The 13,465-nt window shown below is 72.5% G+C and carries 17 protein-coding genes and 1 pseudogene; 9 read left to right on the forward strand and 9 right to left on the reverse strand.

Going from position 1 to position 13,465, the window contains the following annotated elements:
* Positions 1-22: 22 nt before the first annotated feature.
* The 4 genes from Phou_RS02045 to Phou_RS02060 all read right to left on the reverse strand — a co-directional run bounded on the left by Phou_RS02045 (position 23) and on the right by Phou_RS02060 (position 2,720).
* The gene (locus tag Phou_RS02045; RefSeq protein ID WP_173053043.1) at positions 23-1,117 is read right to left on the reverse strand and encodes a hypothetical protein; all 1,095 of its coding nucleotides are present in this window, start codon (positions 1,115-1,117) and stop codon (positions 23-25) included.
* Positions 1,118-1,132: 15 nt separating this feature from the next.
* Positions 1,133-1,636 carry a SigE family RNA polymerase sigma factor gene (locus Phou_RS02050; protein WP_173053045.1) on the reverse strand — a complete coding sequence of 168 codons (504 nt, stop codon included), beginning with the start codon at positions 1,634-1,636 and terminating at the stop codon, positions 1,133-1,135.
* Positions 1,637-1,769: 133 nt separating this feature from the next.
* Entirely contained in the window at positions 1,770-2,309 is a 540-nt protein-coding gene (locus Phou_RS02055; protein ID WP_173053048.1) for a class I SAM-dependent methyltransferase, read from the reverse strand.
* An 18-nt stretch (positions 2,310-2,327) separates the two neighbouring features.
* Positions 2,328-2,720, reverse strand: a complete 393-nt coding sequence (locus Phou_RS02060; RefSeq protein WP_173053050.1) for an SRPBCC family protein — start codon at positions 2,718-2,720, stop codon at positions 2,328-2,330.
* A 78-nt stretch (positions 2,721-2,798) separates the two neighbouring features.
* Between Phou_RS02060 and Phou_RS02065 the strand changes: the two are divergent.
* From Phou_RS02065 to Phou_RS02090, 6 genes and pseudogenes are all read left to right on the forward strand, one after another.
* A pseudogene (locus Phou_RS02065) lies at positions 2,799-3,044 on the forward strand (hypothetical protein); the annotation flags it as partial.
* Positions 3,045-3,147: 103 nt separating this feature from the next.
* Positions 3,148-3,972: an alpha/beta fold hydrolase gene (locus Phou_RS02070; RefSeq protein ID WP_173053052.1), complete on the forward strand. Its 825-nt coding sequence runs from the start codon at positions 3,148-3,150 to the stop codon at positions 3,970-3,972.
* 182 nt (positions 3,973-4,154) lie between these two features.
* Positions 4,155-4,496, forward strand: coding sequence for a hypothetical protein (locus Phou_RS02075; RefSeq protein WP_246273128.1), 342 nt, complete (start codon positions 4,155-4,157; stop codon positions 4,494-4,496).
* A 346-nt stretch (positions 4,497-4,842) separates the two neighbouring features.
* The gene (locus Phou_RS02080) at positions 4,843-5,520 is read left to right on the forward strand and encodes a TetR/AcrR family transcriptional regulator (RefSeq protein WP_173053056.1); all 678 of its coding nucleotides are present in this window, start codon (positions 4,843-4,845) and stop codon (positions 5,518-5,520) included.
* Complete coding sequence (locus Phou_RS02085) at positions 5,517-6,878, forward strand: YndJ family protein (RefSeq protein WP_173053058.1); 1,362 nt, start codon at positions 5,517-5,519, stop codon at positions 6,876-6,878. Before Phou_RS02080 ends, Phou_RS02085 begins: the two co-directional genes overlap by 4 nt.
* Complete coding sequence (locus Phou_RS02090; protein ID WP_173053060.1) at positions 6,869-7,381, forward strand: DUF1990 domain-containing protein; 513 nt, start codon at positions 6,869-6,871, stop codon at positions 7,379-7,381. Before Phou_RS02085 ends, Phou_RS02090 begins: the two co-directional genes overlap by 10 nt.
* 123 nt (positions 7,382-7,504) lie before the next feature.
* Here the strand turns inward: Phou_RS02090 and Phou_RS02095 are convergent, their stop codons facing one another.
* The 4 genes from Phou_RS02095 to Phou_RS02110 all read right to left on the reverse strand — a co-directional run bounded on the left by Phou_RS02095 (position 7,505) and on the right by Phou_RS02110 (position 9,341).
* Positions 7,505-7,699, reverse strand: a complete 195-nt coding sequence (locus tag Phou_RS02095; RefSeq protein WP_173053062.1) for a hypothetical protein — start codon at positions 7,697-7,699, stop codon at positions 7,505-7,507.
* A gap of 32 nt (positions 7,700-7,731) precedes the next feature.
* The gene (locus Phou_RS02100) at positions 7,732-8,433 is read right to left on the reverse strand and encodes a 4a-hydroxytetrahydrobiopterin dehydratase (protein ID WP_173053064.1); all 702 of its coding nucleotides are present in this window, start codon (positions 8,431-8,433) and stop codon (positions 7,732-7,734) included.
* 41 nt (positions 8,434-8,474) lie between these two features.
* On the reverse strand, positions 8,475-8,663 hold the full coding sequence (locus Phou_RS02105; protein WP_173053066.1) for a hypothetical protein: 189 nt from the start codon (positions 8,661-8,663) through the stop codon (positions 8,475-8,477).
* Between the two features lie 339 nt (positions 8,664-9,002).
* Positions 9,003-9,341 carry a DUF3140 domain-containing protein gene (locus Phou_RS02110; protein ID WP_173053068.1) on the reverse strand — a complete coding sequence of 113 codons (339 nt, stop codon included), beginning with the start codon at positions 9,339-9,341 and terminating at the stop codon, positions 9,003-9,005.
* Between the two features lie 69 nt (positions 9,342-9,410).
* Between Phou_RS02110 and Phou_RS02115 the strand changes: the two genes are divergently transcribed.
* Positions 9,411-10,346: an AEC family transporter gene (locus Phou_RS02115; protein WP_173053070.1), complete on the forward strand. Its 936-nt coding sequence runs from the start codon at positions 9,411-9,413 to the stop codon at positions 10,344-10,346.
* 266 nt (positions 10,347-10,612) lie between these two features.
* On the opposite strand, the gene Phou_RS02120 is transcribed toward Phou_RS02115, so the two are convergent.
* Positions 10,613-11,218, reverse strand: a complete 606-nt coding sequence (locus tag Phou_RS02120; RefSeq protein WP_173053072.1) for a TetR/AcrR family transcriptional regulator — start codon at positions 11,216-11,218, stop codon at positions 10,613-10,615.
* 116 nt (positions 11,219-11,334) lie between these two features.
* Between Phou_RS02120 and Phou_RS02125 the strand changes: the two genes are divergently transcribed.
* Both Phou_RS02125 and Phou_RS02130 read left to right on the forward strand, forming a co-directional pair.
* Positions 11,335-12,903 carry an MDR family MFS transporter gene (locus Phou_RS02125; protein WP_173053074.1) on the forward strand — a complete coding sequence of 523 codons (1,569 nt, stop codon included), beginning with the start codon at positions 11,335-11,337 and terminating at the stop codon, positions 12,901-12,903.
* 93 nt (positions 12,904-12,996) lie between these two features.
* The gene (locus Phou_RS02130) at positions 12,997-13,389 is read left to right on the forward strand and encodes a universal stress protein (RefSeq protein WP_246273130.1); all 393 of its coding nucleotides are present in this window, start codon (positions 12,997-12,999) and stop codon (positions 13,387-13,389) included.
* Positions 13,390-13,465 lie beyond the last annotated feature (76 nt).

The following is a 13,465-nucleotide window of genomic DNA, read 5'->3' on the forward strand; positions in this document are numbered from 1 at the left end:
GACTCACCTCGCCGTCCGTCGCTCAGCCGGTGACCGCAAACCAGCTGCCCTTGTCCGCCACGGTGGCAAACCGCAAGCCGTCGGCGATCGCCCGCACCTGCGCGTCCGACAGCGTGCCGGACTGGTCGTGCACCTCGGCGTAGTAGCGGGCGTCGATCTTCACGTCGCAGAAGTGCTGGCCCGCGGGGCACGGCGGGTCGAACGGGTGTGGGTACGGGCCCTCCGTCTCGACCGGCGCCACCGTGATCCGGATCGCCGCCGGGTTCGCGTCCAGGTCGAGCGGGCCGGTCAGGCCGCCGAAGTCCGTGGCCGCCGGCACGAAGCGCAGCAGCGCCACTGACGTGTCACCGGCAACCAGGCTGCCGGCTCCCGCGCTGCCGAGCCGCCAGCCGTCAGGCAGGTGGGTCACCCGGACGGGCACCTTCGCGGCCACTGGGACGCGGGTGGTGAACCGTTCGGCGAGCTGCCGCTGCACGCCGGCCGTCATCGTGCGCTCCGCCAGGTAGCTGGCCTCGATGGTCGCCCACGCGCCGCCGGCGTACTGCCACGCCAGCGCCGGCACGTCGACCACCCGCTCGGTCGGGTTCAGCCGGGACGAGCGCTCCGGCCCGGCCACCAGCACCCGCTTGGCGATGACGGCCGCACGGCCTTCCCGGCCCCGCACGGTCACCGGCTTGCCGTCGCGCAGGAAGGTGTCCGGCTGGAAGGCGCCGGGCCGGTAGACGGTGAGCGTGCCGGCGGAGAGCGCGACCGGCGGCCCGTCGCCGACGTCCACGTTTGACTGCGTGATGTCCGCCCGCTGGTAGCCGGGCGTGACCTCCAGCGGGTCCCCGACGCGGTAGTCGCCCACGGCGTACCCGCTGAAGGTGAAGGCGAACAGCGGCGCCGGCGCCACCGCCACGGACCCGACCGGTCCGGACTCCGCCGGATGGTCCGCGGGCAGCACGCTCGCCGCGGCCAGCACCACCGCCGCCACCCCGCAGGCAACCCCGGCCGCCCGCGCGTACCAGCGGTGCCGCACCCGCCGCTGGCCCGCCCGCACGATGTCGTCGACGCTCACGCGTACCGGTGGCGCGTCCGCCTTGGCCACTTCCAAGAGTTGACGCATGTCGTTCATGACTCTCCTCGTTCGCTATCCGATGGCCGCGTGAAAGTCGTGGCTGCCGAGCGCGGCCCGCAGCGCCTCCAGTCCCTTGGCGGTCTGGCTTTTGACGGTGCCGGTGCTCCGGCCGAGCACCCTGGCTGTCTCCTCGACGCTGAGCTCCTCGTAGAACCGCAGGACCAGCACGGCGCGCTGCCCCCGCGGCACGCGCAGCAGCGCCTCGCGCACGTGCGCGTGGTCGTCGCCCGCGTCGATGCGGCCGGGTGCCGGCCGGTCGAGCAGGTCGGGGCTGGTGGACCGCTCGCGCCGCCACGGCCGCCGCGTCTCGTCGATCGCGGCGTGCACGACGGACCGGCGCACGTAGTTGTAGGGCGCGCTCACCCGGCTCCAGTGGACGTACAGCTTGCTGAGGGCGGTCGAGACGGCGTCCTCGGCCGCCTGCCAGTCACCGCAGGTGAGGTACGCCAGCCCGCGCAACGACTCCATCCGGCCGGCGACGAACTCGCGGAACTCCTCCTCGTCGCGCTGGTTCACTCGCGTTGGCTCCTTCCGTCGGGATCCAGACGGAAGTCGCGGCGCGTGAGGTTGCCCGGCGGCGGAACTTTCTGGAGCGCGGTCCGGCCGATTCGGTTGATCAGGGACTTGGTGTGGGTCCCTGATCAGCGGCTCAGTGGGGTGGGTTGGCCTGGACGGCGGCGCGGGTGGCGGCGACGGTCGTGGCGATGTGCTGGAACGCGGCCTCGCGGAGCCCGGCGGCGACGTGGGCGGCGATCGCCTCGACGGCCGTGCGGGTGGGGCGCTCGGCGAAGACGTGCAGCGTGCCGCCGGTGGTGAGCAGCCGCCCCAGGCGGTCGAGCAGGCCGGGCGGGGTGGCCAGCCAGAAGAGGCTCACGTTCACCGCGAAGATCGTGTCGAACGACCTGTCCGGCAGCTCAGCCGCCGTGATGTCGAGCTGCCGCACCTCCACGCTGCCGGACCGGATGCCGTCCGCGTTGCGCTCGCGCGCCTGGCGTACCGCGCTGGCCGCCCGGTCCACGGCCAGGACGCGGCCCTCGCGGAGGCGCTCGGCGACCAGCGCCGTGGCCGTGCCGGCGCCGCAGCCGATTTCGAGCACGCGGCCCGCCGGACTCACGTCGAGCGTCTCGACCACCCAGCGCTGCCGGTCCGCCGGAGTCAGCGTGGGTCGACCCGCACCGTCACCCGCCATGGTGAGAGAGCCTACGGCTCAGCCGGTGTTGAAGTTGTCGTCCACATCGCTGCACAGGTGGCTCATCGTCTCGTCGAGTACCTCGCGCACACTCTGCGGGTCGAGGTCGACGCCCTCCGCGCTGACCACGATGTGCACCTCGCTGCCGCCCGCCGGGTCGTCCGTGACGTAGGCCGTGCCCTGCACGCGCGGCGCATGGAGGGAGCGCAGTGTGAGCCGCATGTCCTCGGCGGCCGCGTCGACCTCGCACTCCGCCACGCCGAGCGGTGCGATGAGGCGTACCCGGTCGGAGCCGCACCGCTGCATGTTCACCCCGGACGGCAGCCACCGGTGCGCCCGGTCCGGGTCGGTGAGGTTGTTGAACACGACCTCGGACGGCGCGTGGAACCCGTACCTGCCACTGATCTCCATGCAGGTCTCATACCCAGCGCGGCCGCGGTTACCGGGCACCGCGGCGGGTATGGCGTACAGATGTCTGACAGCACAGAGAAGCTTGACGAGCAGACCCTGCGCGACGGTGGCCCCACGCGCGGCCACGGCGCGGTGACCACCACGGGCGGTACCGCCGGTCCGGCCAGCGTGCGCCGCCGGACAAACCGGGACACCGGTGACGGCAAGGTAGCTCCCACCACCACCGGCGACGCGACCAGCGGTGGGATGAGCACGCCCGCCGGCGGCGCCACCAGCGACGGGACGACCGGCGGAGCCGCCGCCGGCAACTTCACCGAACGCTGAGCCGCCGCTCGCCAAACTCTCGCCGGCAACCGATGAGTTCGCCGCGGCTCACAAGTCTGACCGGGCAAAGATACGACGGGTCACGACACGAGGAGCGGCAACCATGAGCGACACCACCGCCGGCCGGTACGCAGAGGTCAACGGCATCAACCTGTACTACGAGACGCACGGCTCCGGCCGGCCGATGATGCTGCTGCACGGCGGCCTCGGCTCGGGCGACATGTTCGCGCCGATCCTGCCGACGCTCGCCGCGCGCCGCCAGGTGATCCTCGTGGACCTGCAGGGGCACGGCCGCACCGCGGACATCGACCGCCCCATCGACATCGCGCTGATGGCCGACGACATCGCGGCGCTCATCGACCACCTGGGCCTCGACCGCCCCGACGTCGTGGGCTACTCGCTCGGCGGCGGGGTGGCGCTGCAGACCGCGGTGCGGCACCCGGAGAAGGTCGGCCGGCTGGTGAGCGCGTCCGCGCACGTACGCACCGACGCGATCCCCGCCGAGATGCGCGAGCAGCAGGGCCAGGTGAGCGCGGCGGCGGCGGAGTTCATGAAGGACACGCCGATGTACCAGACGTACGTGAAGGTCGCGCCGCGCCCCGAGGACTTCCCGCGCCTGCTCGACAAGATCGGCGAGTCGATGGCGCACGACTTCGACCTGACCGAGGAGGTGCGCGGCCTCCAGGTGCCCACACTCATCGTGGCCGGCGACGCGGACATGGCGCCCCCGAGCCACTACGTGGAGGTCTTCAAGCTGCTCGACGGCGGCCTGCGGGACGGCGGCTGGATGGGCGAGGGCCGGCCGAAGGGTGGGCACGCGCTCGCGATCCTGCCCGGGCTCACGCACTACAACCTCTTCGCGTCGCCCTTGTTCGCGGCGGTGACGCTGGCGTTCGTGGATCCCGAGGAGACCAGTTGGGAGAGCTGATCGCGGCTGACTTTGCGAGGCCGCCCCTCGACGGGGCGGCCTCGCCGCTTTTGGCGGTCGCTGCTTGCGGGGGCGGTCGGCGCTCGCGGGGGCGGTCGGCGCTCGCGGGGGCGGTCGGCGCTCGCGGGGGCGGTCGGCGCTTTCCGGGCATGAAGAGCCCATCCCCTGGGTACGGTCAGGGCGTGGAAGCACTTGGCGAACCTGTCGCGTACACCGCCCTGCCCGACGGCGCACCGGTGTACGACAGCAACCATGTCCTGACCGGCGAAGTGGAGCACGTGCTTGCCGACGAAGGGTCGGACATCTTCCACGGTCTTGTGGTCAAGACCCCGAACGGGCACCGCTTCGCCGACCGCGACGAGGTCGCCGAGCTGCACCGTGACGGCGTCCTGCTAACTGTTCCCGGCGCGGAGCTGCGCGAGCCGAGCGCCGACCCGGTCGCCGCGGATGCCGACCGACCGGTCGGCGAGCAGGTCCAGGAGGGTCTGCGCCGCGCCTGGGACTGGCTGAGCCAGCCCCGCTGACCCGAGCCCGCTGTTCTGAGTCGCGTCTGTTTCTGAGTCCCGCTGTTCTGAGCCCCGCTGTTCCGAGTCGCGTCTGTTCTGAGTCCGCGCCGCCGGGCTGGGGCAGCCCCACCGCCCTGATCTCGCGCCGCCTGCTGTGGCGGCCGCTGCCCGAGCGCTGCGCCGATGCGGCTCAATCTGCACGCCGCCTACCCGAGCCTCAGGCCCGTGACTTGAGTTGCCGCGTTGACCGAGGCCGCGCGCGGCGCGAGTTCGTTGGGTGAGCACTCCCACTCTTGAACTAGTTCAAATCCAGGGCTAGCGTGAGCGGTGATTTGAACAAGTTCAAATCCGGAGGTGCCGTGGGATGACCAGACCGGCCGGTGCGGCAGCGGCCGCGCACGGAGAGCGCACGCGCGAGCTGATCCTGCAGACCGCGCTGCGGCTGTTCGCCGAGCGGGGCTACGAGCGCACGACGATGCGGGCCATCGCGGATGCGGCCGGCCTCTCGGCGAGCAACGCGTACTACTACTTCCGCTCCAAGGACCATCTCGTCCAGCAGTTCTACACGGAGATCCAGCGCCGCCACCGCGAGGAGTCCGCTGAGGCACTGTCCCGCACCGGCCTCGTCGACCGGCTGCGGGGCGTGCTGCACGCGGGTGTGACGGTGATGGCGCCGTACCACGAGTTCGCCGGCTCCTTCGTCGGCGTGGCTATCAACCCGAAGTCGCCGTCGAGCCCGTTCAGCGACGAGTCGACCGCGGCGCGGGAGGCGGCGATCGGCCTGTTCCGCGAGGTGGTCGAGGGCTCGAAGCCCGCCGTCGACCGGCAGGTGCGCGCCGACCTGCCCGAGCTGCTGTGGCTGGGCTACCTCGCGCTGACGCTGCACTGGGTGCACGACATGTCGTACGAGCAGGACCGCACGCGCCGCCTGATCGACCTGGCAACGCCGTTCGTGGGGCGGCTGATCCGCCTCACCCGGCTGCCCGGCATGCGCCCGATCACCAACGACCTGCTGTGGCTCGTGCGGAAGCTGCGCTCATGAGCACCTGGAGCCACGGCCTGCTCAACCTCCTGATCTGCGTCGGGCTGCTGGCCGTGATGCCGCTCGGGCTGCGGCTGGTGGCGGTGCCGGGCGCGGCGCGCGTTCACCGGCTGTGGTTTCTCGCCGCGACGCCGGCCGCAATCTCGGTGTGGCTGCCCCGCGGCTGGCTCGCGGCGGTGCTCGCCGCCGCGTATCTGCCGGCAACCACCGCGCTGCTGGTGAGCGCGCCCCGCCTGGTCCTCGCCCACCGTCGACCGATGCCGGCCACCAGCGAGGCCAGCGGCGACCGCGACAGCCATCTGCGACCCGGCAGCGACGACCACGCCGGACGCCACAGCGACCCGGGACCCGACAGCGACCCGGGACCCGACAGCGACCCGGGACCTGACAGCGACCGCGACGCCCCGAGACCCAACAGGTACCGCAACGACCTGGACCCGGGCAGCGACCGCCACGACCTCGCACCCGGGAGGGAACGCGACGCAGGCGCGAGCCAGCACGGGCCCGACAGCGCCCACAGCGGCGCGAGCGCACGCCAGCCCGGGCATGGCGTCACGCTGCGGGTTGTCGCCGTCGCCACCGCGTTGGCCGCGCCGACCGTTGCGGCTTGCGCGTTGGTGGCCGAGCGGGCGGGCTACCGGCTGTTCGGGTTCGAGCTCGACGTGCTCGCTTTGACCGTCGCGCACTTCCACTACGCCGGCTTCGCCGCCGCGCTGATCGCCGGGCTGGTGTGCGAAGTGGACAGTGGCCGGCCCACGGGGCGCCTCGCCGCGATGTCCGTGCCGGCTGGCATCGCGGTCGTGTTCGCCGGCTTCTTCACCAGCGAATGGGTCGAGCTGGCCGGCGCCGCCGTGCTCACCGCGGGCATGTGGCTGGTCGGCTGGCTCACCTGGCGGCGGGTCCGCGCCAGCGGGGCTGTGCGCGGGCTGCTGCTCGTATCGGCGGCCACGCTGGTCGTCACGATGCTGCTGGCCCTCGACTGGGCGCTCGGTGAGGCCACGGGTCTCCCCCACCTGCCGCTGTCCTGGATGGTGGCGACGCATGGGCTGGCCAACGCGGTCGGCTTCGCGCTCTGTGGGCTGGTCGCCTGGCAGATCCTCGCCGCCGACCGCGGCATCCCGACCACCACCGCCCAGGGGCTGATCGCCGGCCAGCGAATAGAAGCCCACCAGGAGATGCACGCCATCCAGCAGGCAGGCGCCACCCAACAAGTGGAGACGAGCCAAGAAGCGGACGCCAGGGCGGATGCCGGGCAGGTGACGGGCACGACCCAGACGACGGGCGCGAGGCAGAAGACCAAAGCCAGCCAGGAAACGGGCGCCCTGCGACGGATGAAAGCGGGTTCCGAATGGCACTGACCACCTACCCGGAGGCCGGCGCCACGCAGCGCGGTCCGCTCCCGGCTGGCTACCGCCACCTGCGGCGACGGATGCGGGTGGGCGCGGGCGACGCAGCGTTCACGGGCGCGGCGGAGGCGGTGCTGACGTGGCGGATGCACGAGGCTATGGGCGTGCCCGTCAAGTCGGGCGCGCCGCGGGCCGCGCCGGGCGTCGCGGTGGCCACGCGCCCTGGGCTCGGGCCGCTCCGCATCTGTGCGCCGTGTGTGGTGGTGTGGGCCGAGGAGGGTGAGCGCCGGGCCGGCTTCGGATACGGGACGGTGGCGGGGCACCCGCTGCGCGGCGAGGAGGCGTTCGTGGTGACGCGGGACGACGAGGGCGGGGTGTGGCTGGAGGTGGTCGCCTTCAGCCGTCCGGTGCGCTGGTGGGTGCGGCTGGCCGGGCCGGTGCTGCCGGTCTTCCAGCGCTTCTACGCCTATCGCTGCGGCGCCGCCCTACGCCGGCTCGTCCGGACTCGCGGCTGACGGCGCCACGGTCACGCCACTGGCCGGACGGCACGCATTTTCTCCGAGCTAGGCAACGCGGCTACCCATGCCGACCACGCCAAGGGACGCCATACCGAAGCCGAAACCACAGACCTCGAAGCGTCAGACGTAGCGGAAGTTCCACACGCCGGTCGGATCGGCGACCGGCTCGGGAACGTCGCGCTTCGGGTCCACCTCGACGAGCTCGACCCGGTCCGAGGGGAGCACGCGGGCGGGCAGCTCGCCGAAGCGCAGGTAGCGGAACAGCGCGGCCTCGTCGTCGGTCATCGGACCGATGCGGTCGGACTCGATGCTCATGGCGTCCATCGTGGCGCACGCGGCCCCGCCTGTCACGGGCCGGATATGCCGGCGCCGGCCGCGGTGATGGCGTCGTCGACGCGGTGGGCGAGGTCCACGTCGAGGTGGGTTACCGCGTCGACGGAGTTGGTGTACACGGTCAGGGTGGCCGTGTCGCCGTCCCGGTCGATGTCCGGCAGGCGGCCGGTTTCGTCCCGCAGCCGCTCGATGCGCGCCAGCACGCGGCTCAGGTTGCTGTCCGGCAGCTCGATGGTCCGCCGGATGGCGCGGTGGCCGCCGGTCCAGTGGGGCAGGTTGGCCAGCGCCGCGGCGAGTTCGTCGTCGGTCAGTGGCGGGGTGCCGCCGTGCGGTCCGGTGATGCCGCCGCCCGGCGCCGGGTCGCTGACGAGGTCGCGGATGTCGCCCGGCAGGTCCAGCTCTCCCACGAGGTCCGGCTCGCGGCGCGACAGGATGTAGAGGACCGCCTGCGCCCGTTCGCGGGCCTCCTCCGGCGTGGTGCCGGTCAGCCAGGACACCTCGGCGACGAAGTCGTCGCCGTCCCACGCCGGCCCGGGCGCGGCGTCGACCTCGCTGGCGAGCAGTGCGGGTACGGCGTCCAGGACCTGCCGCCGCTGCGGCTCGTCCACCGTGCGTACCAGCGTGGCGACTGTCGCTTCCGCCGCTCGCCGCGCCTCCTCGACGGAGACGCCGATGTGGTCCGCCACGGTCGTGACCAGGTCTCGATGCTGCACCATGTCAGGAACTCCCCCTCGGGCCCGCCTCGCAAGGCCCTTCGCTAGTCGGCTCGCGAGTCGCCCGTCACTTCCGGTGCCAGGTCGGGCACGGGCGCTTCGTCATCGACCGCGGCCGCGGTACGCTCCGACTCCTCGATCGGGCGCACCACTGGCTCGCCGGGCGGCTTGGCGCCCAGCTCGCGGGCCGCTTTCTCGACGTCCTCGTAGTCGCGGCTGCCGGCCTCCGTCACGCCGGTCCCCTCACCGGTTCCGCGCGGGACTGCTGGCGCACGGGGCCGGTCGGATCGGTGGGCGACGGTCCGGGCGTTGGCGGCACCGGGGACGGGTCGGGTGCGGGGCCTGGCGGCGGCTCGACGGGTGACGGCGGCCGTGGTGGTGGACCCGGCTGCGGTGGCGCGGGCGGTACCGGTGGCTCGGTCACTGTGCTCATGACCACCGGGTACCCAGCCGGCGCGACCCGAACCCAGCGGCCACGCCACCAAAGCCAACCCGCCGCGCCGCGACGGCAAAACAGCGCCGGGACGGGCAAAGCCACTATGCGAAAAGCGCGGCACCCGAAAACCCCAGGGCTAAGAGCGCCACGGGTCGTGGCCGACCGCCATCAGGCTGTGCCGCCACGGCTCCTGGTCGATCTCGTCCGCCGGGCGCTGGTCGAGCCTGCGGTTGATCAGTTCGGTCACGTCGCGCATCACGGTGACGTCGTCGCCGGTCAAATCGCCGCGGCGCTTGCCCAGGATGCGCAGCACCCGGTTGCCGAGGTCGATGACGTCCACGCCGGGTTCGGGCGGGTACGTGTCGTTCAGTGACGTCTGCGCGAACAGCCAGTCCCGCAGCTGTGGCGAGGTCATGTTGACCGCCCCGTGAAACTCCTGCCACACCCGTTCCAGCTCCGGATCGGCACCAGTCATGTGTGGTCACCCCCTCAACTCCCCGCCTACCCAGTTGGGGGCGCCGCAACCGCCCGCCATGCTTACCCGGTGCGTGGCGTGCTGGCCGGGTTCGCGGCCATCTGGGTGGTCACCCTGGTCGGGTACCTCATCGGGCGGTACGAGCTGCTCGGCCCCTCCGGCCCCACCGTGCTCGCCCGCCTCGTGTTCTTCGTGGCCGCGCCCGCGCTGCTCGTCACCACGCTGGTCCGCTCCTCCCCCGGCGACGTGTTCACGGGTGCGCTCGCCGCGTTCGTGCTGAGCACGGTGCTCGCGGCGGGCGCCTTCCTCGCGATCACGCTGCTGGTGCGCCGCGGGCGGGAACGCCCCGATGCCGGAACGCTGACCGTCGGCACACTCGCCGCCTCCTACGTGAACGCGGGCAATCTCGGCATCCCCGTCGCCGCCTACGTGCTGGGCGACGTCTCGTTCATCGCGCCGGTGCTGCTCTTCCAGACCATGGTGGCGGCGCCGATCGGGCTCGCCGTGCTCGACGTCACCACCGGCGGCCGCCGGCCGTCCGCGCGGGCCCTCGCCATGCTGCCGCTGCGCAGCCCACTCACGCTCGCCTCGGGGGTGGGCATCGCGATCGCGGTGATCGGGTGGCGGCCGCCGGACGAGGTGCTGCGGCCCTTCGACCTCGTGGCCTCCGCCGCGGTGCCGCTGGCGCTGCTCGCGCTGGGGATGTCGCTGCCCGGCAGCCGGCCGTTCACGGCGGGGCCGGATGGCCGCGACCGGTACGTGGCGGTGGCGCTCAAGGCGCTCGGCCAGCCGCTGCTCGCCTACGTCATCGGCCGCTTCGCGCTGGGCCTCTCGGGTGCGGCACTGCTCGCCGCGGTCGTGACGGCCGCCCTCCCCACCGCGCAGAACGTCTTCGTCTTCGCCAGCCGCTACGACCGCGCGGTCGCCCTGGCCCGCGACGCGATCGTGCTGACCACGCTGGCCGCCGCGGCGACGCTCGTGCTCATCGCCGCCTGGCTCGGATAGACAACCTATCTTCCCGCGTCCGCGTCAGCTGCGGACCACATGCGCGGGCCCCCGGGGAAACGTGGAGCACAGCGGAGCGTTTTCTTTGGGTGCTTTCCCGCGGGCACCGCTGCGGTCGGCGGCTCGCCAGGGCTCGCCGACTGCCCCGACCTCCGCTGCAAGGTCCGCGGGCCAAGCCCAACCCCCGCGGACGGTGAGGCCGCGGGAGCAACGGTCCGGACCACGACGGACGTCGCGGTAGCTCACATCCTCTAAAGGATCCGGGGTTAGGCGAAGGGCTCCGCGGTCGTGGCCAGCGCCTGGCGGACGAGGTCGATCAGCGGCTCCTCGGGGCGCTCGAGCCACATCTGGTTGGCCACGCGGACGGCCGCGAGGAAGTGCGCGGCCAGCAGCCGGGAGCGCAGCGGGACGTCGGGCGTCGCGGGGAGGCGGCCGGCGATCACGCCGGAGAGCTCGCGCTCGGCCACCGCGTAGGAGCTGACCAGCTCGCCGGCGAGTGCCGGGTCGCGGCGCAGCTTGCGGTAGCGGGCCTTCCACTCCGGGTCCTCGTCGGCGTTTTCGGCGACCGACGCCTCGATCGCACGGCTCAGCGCGGTCCACGCCGCCTCGCCGGAGGGGCGGTCGCGCACCAGCTCGACGAGGCGCGTGAGGCGCACGTAGTCGGTGTGCAGGAGCGCCTGATCCTTGCCGTTGAAGTAGTTGGAGAAGGTGCGGCGCGACACGTTCGCCGCGTCGGCGATGGCTTCCACGGTGACGTTTTCCACGCCGTGCTCGGCCGCGAGGCGGACGGCGGCCTCGTGCAGGGCCTGCCGCGTCGCGGCCTTCTTGCGCTCACGCAGGCCCGGTGCCGGCGGGTTGGTTGTCACGGTCATCACACGCAGCGTACCGCTGGAGTGACGTGCTTCCCAGTGAGAAAACTTGCGCACTGCGCATGTTCGCGAGATGCTCGAAGTGAACCAATCCACCCGCTCCCTGGAGGCCGCGTCGCATGACCGCGCCCGCTTCGTCCCCCGAGGTGATGACCCACCGGCAGCGACTGGAGAGCCTGAGTGGCCTGCTGCTCGTGCTCTTCGTCGCGCTGCTCAGCTCCACCGTCGTCTCCACCGCGCTCCCCAAGATCATTGGTGCGCTCAACGGCAGTCAGACCCAGTACACGTGGGTCGTCACCGCCACCCTGCTCACCGCCACCGCGTCCACGCCGATCTGGGGCAAGCTCGCCGACCTGCTCAACAAGAAGCTGCTGGTCCAGATCGCGATCGGCATCTTCGTCGTCGGCTCGATCCTGGCCGGGTTCGCGCAGAACGCGAGCGAGCTCATCGCCGCGCGCGCCTTCCAGGGCATCGGCGTCGGCGGCCTGCAGGCGCTGGTCCAGGTCGTGATCGCGGCGATCATCCCGCCGCGCGAGCGGGGCCGCTACAACGGGTACCTGGGCGGCACCATGGCCCTCGCCACGGTCGGTGGCCCGCTGCTCGGCGGCCTGATCGCGGACACGTCATGGCTCGGCTGGCGCTGGTGCTTCTTCGTCGGCGTGCCGGTCGCGATCGTCGCCCTGCTCCTGCTGCAGGCCACGCTGCACGTGCCCACGATCCGCCGCAAGGTGAGCATCGACTACCTCGGCGCCACGCTCATCTCCGCGGGCGTGAGCGTGCTGCTGATTTGGATCACGTTCGTCGACAGCTCGTTCGGCTGGCTCTCGTGGCAGACCTTCGCGATGGTGGGCGGCGCGGTCGTGCTGCTCGTCGCCGCGATCGGGGTCGAGGCGCGCGCCGCCGAGCCGGTCATCCCGCTGCGCATCGTGCGGGAACGGACCACCGCCCTCGCGATCGTGGCCAGTCTCGCGGTCGGCACGGCGATGTTCGGCGGCGCGGTCTTCCTCGGCCAGTACTTCCAGATCGGCCGAGGCTACAGCCCCACCGAGGCCGGCCTGCTCACGATCCCGATGATGGCCGGCGTGCTGCTCACCTCGATCGTCGCCGGGCGGCTGATCAGCGCCTCCGGCCGCGTCAAGCCGTACATCCTGGCCGGCACCATCCTCCTCGTCGCCGGGTTCGCCCTGCTGTCGACCATCGACCACGAGACCTCGCTGGTCGTCGTGGGCGCGGCGATGTTCCTGGTCGGCGCCGGCGTGGGCATGTCGATGCAAAACCTGATCCTCGCCGTCCAGAACACCGTCCCCCTGCGCGACGTCGGCGCGGCGAGCGCGTCGGTGACGTTCTTCCGCTCGCTGGGCGGCACGATCGGCGTCTCGGTGCTCGGCGCCGTGCTCGCCAACCGCGTCACCGACAGCATCACCCACGACCTGGCCGCGGCCGGGCTCCCCGCCTCCGGCAGCGGCGGCACCAGCACGCTGAACCTCAACGCGCTCCCCGACACGGTGCAGCACATCGTGCGGGCCGCGTACGGCGACGCGACCGGCCACATCTTCCTCATCTCGGCCGCGATCGGCATCCTCGGCGTCATCGCGGCGGCGCTGCTCAAGCCCGCGCCGCTGCGCACAAGCCTCGACCATCCGGCGCCCGCTCCCGAGGCCGAGCCGGTCTCCACACCAGCGCGGTAAGCACTATGACCGCGGTCGCGGAGTACGGCCCCGAGGTGGGCCCCACCACCGTTCGAGCGGGGCACCGACGGCCCACGCGTGATCCTCGTCGGCGTGGACGGTTCGGACACGTCGATGCGCGCCGCCGCGTACGCCTGCGGCCTTGCCCGGCGGCAACGGTGCCGCCTCGTCGTGACGTACGCGGCGCCCGTGCTGACCTGGGCCTGGGCCATCCCCGGCGCGACCTCGATGTTGCTGGCCGCGCACCAGGAGCTGGAGACCGAACTGCGCGCCGAGGTCCAGCGGGCCGCCGAGGAGATGCGGATCCCGGTCTGCTTCGTGTCCCGGCGCGGCGACGCCTACGGATGCCTGCGCGAGGTCGCCGCCGAGGTGAAGGCGGACATCGTGGTGGTCGGCGCATCGACGCAGGCTCATCATGTGCTCGGCGGCTCGGTGGCGAGCCGGCTGGTCCGCCTGGGCCGCTGGCCGATCACGGTGGTGCCCTGATCCGTGCGGTGCCGGCTGGTCATCGCGGGCCTGGCGTCGATCCGCGGCCTGGTTCTTGTTGATCCGCGACCTGGGC

Origin of the sequence: Phytohabitans houttuyneae (assembly GCF_011764425.1) — a bacterium.
Taxonomy (GTDB): domain Bacteria; phylum Actinomycetota; class Actinomycetes; order Mycobacteriales; family Micromonosporaceae; genus Phytohabitans; species Phytohabitans houttuyneae.

Bases quoted from the DNA above. Each gene is read 5' to 3' on its own strand.
- Phou_RS02045 (WP_173053043.1), bottom strand. From the start codon at position 1,117: ATGAACGACATGCGTCAACTCTTGGAAGTGGCCAAGGCGGACGCGCCA.
- Phou_RS02120 (WP_173053072.1), bottom strand. From the start codon at position 11,218: ATGACCGTGACAACCAACCCGCCGGCACCGGGCCTGCGTGAGCGCAAG.
- Phou_RS02100 (WP_173053064.1), bottom strand. From the start codon at position 8,433: ATGGTGCAGCATCGAGACCTGGTCACGACCGTGGCGGACCACATCGGC.
- Phou_RS02055 (WP_173053048.1), bottom strand. From the start codon at position 2,309: ATGGCGGGTGACGGTGCGGGTCGACCCACGCTGACTCCGGCGGACCGG.
- Phou_RS02110 (WP_173053068.1), bottom strand. From the start codon at position 9,341: ATGACTGGTGCCGATCCGGAGCTGGAACGGGTGTGGCAGGAGTTTCAC.
- Phou_RS02090 (WP_173053060.1), top strand. From the start codon at position 6,869: ATGGCACTGACCACCTACCCGGAGGCCGGCGCCACGCAGCGCGGTCCG.
- Phou_RS02080 (WP_173053056.1), top strand. From the start codon at position 4,843: ATGACCAGACCGGCCGGTGCGGCAGCGGCCGCGCACGGAGAGCGCACG.
- Phou_RS02070 (WP_173053052.1), top strand. From the start codon at position 3,148: ATGAGCGACACCACCGCCGGCCGGTACGCAGAGGTCAACGGCATCAAC.
- Phou_RS02125 (WP_173053074.1), top strand. From the start codon at position 11,335: ATGACCGCGCCCGCTTCGTCCCCCGAGGTGATGACCCACCGGCAGCGA.
- Phou_RS02095 (WP_173053062.1), bottom strand. From the start codon at position 7,699: ATGAGCATCGAGTCCGACCGCATCGGTCCGATGACCGACGACGAGGCC.
- Phou_RS02060 (WP_173053050.1), bottom strand. From the start codon at position 2,720: ATGGAGATCAGTGGCAGGTACGGGTTCCACGCGCCGTCCGAGGTCGTG.
- Phou_RS02085 (WP_173053058.1), top strand. From the start codon at position 5,517: ATGAGCACCTGGAGCCACGGCCTGCTCAACCTCCTGATCTGCGTCGGG.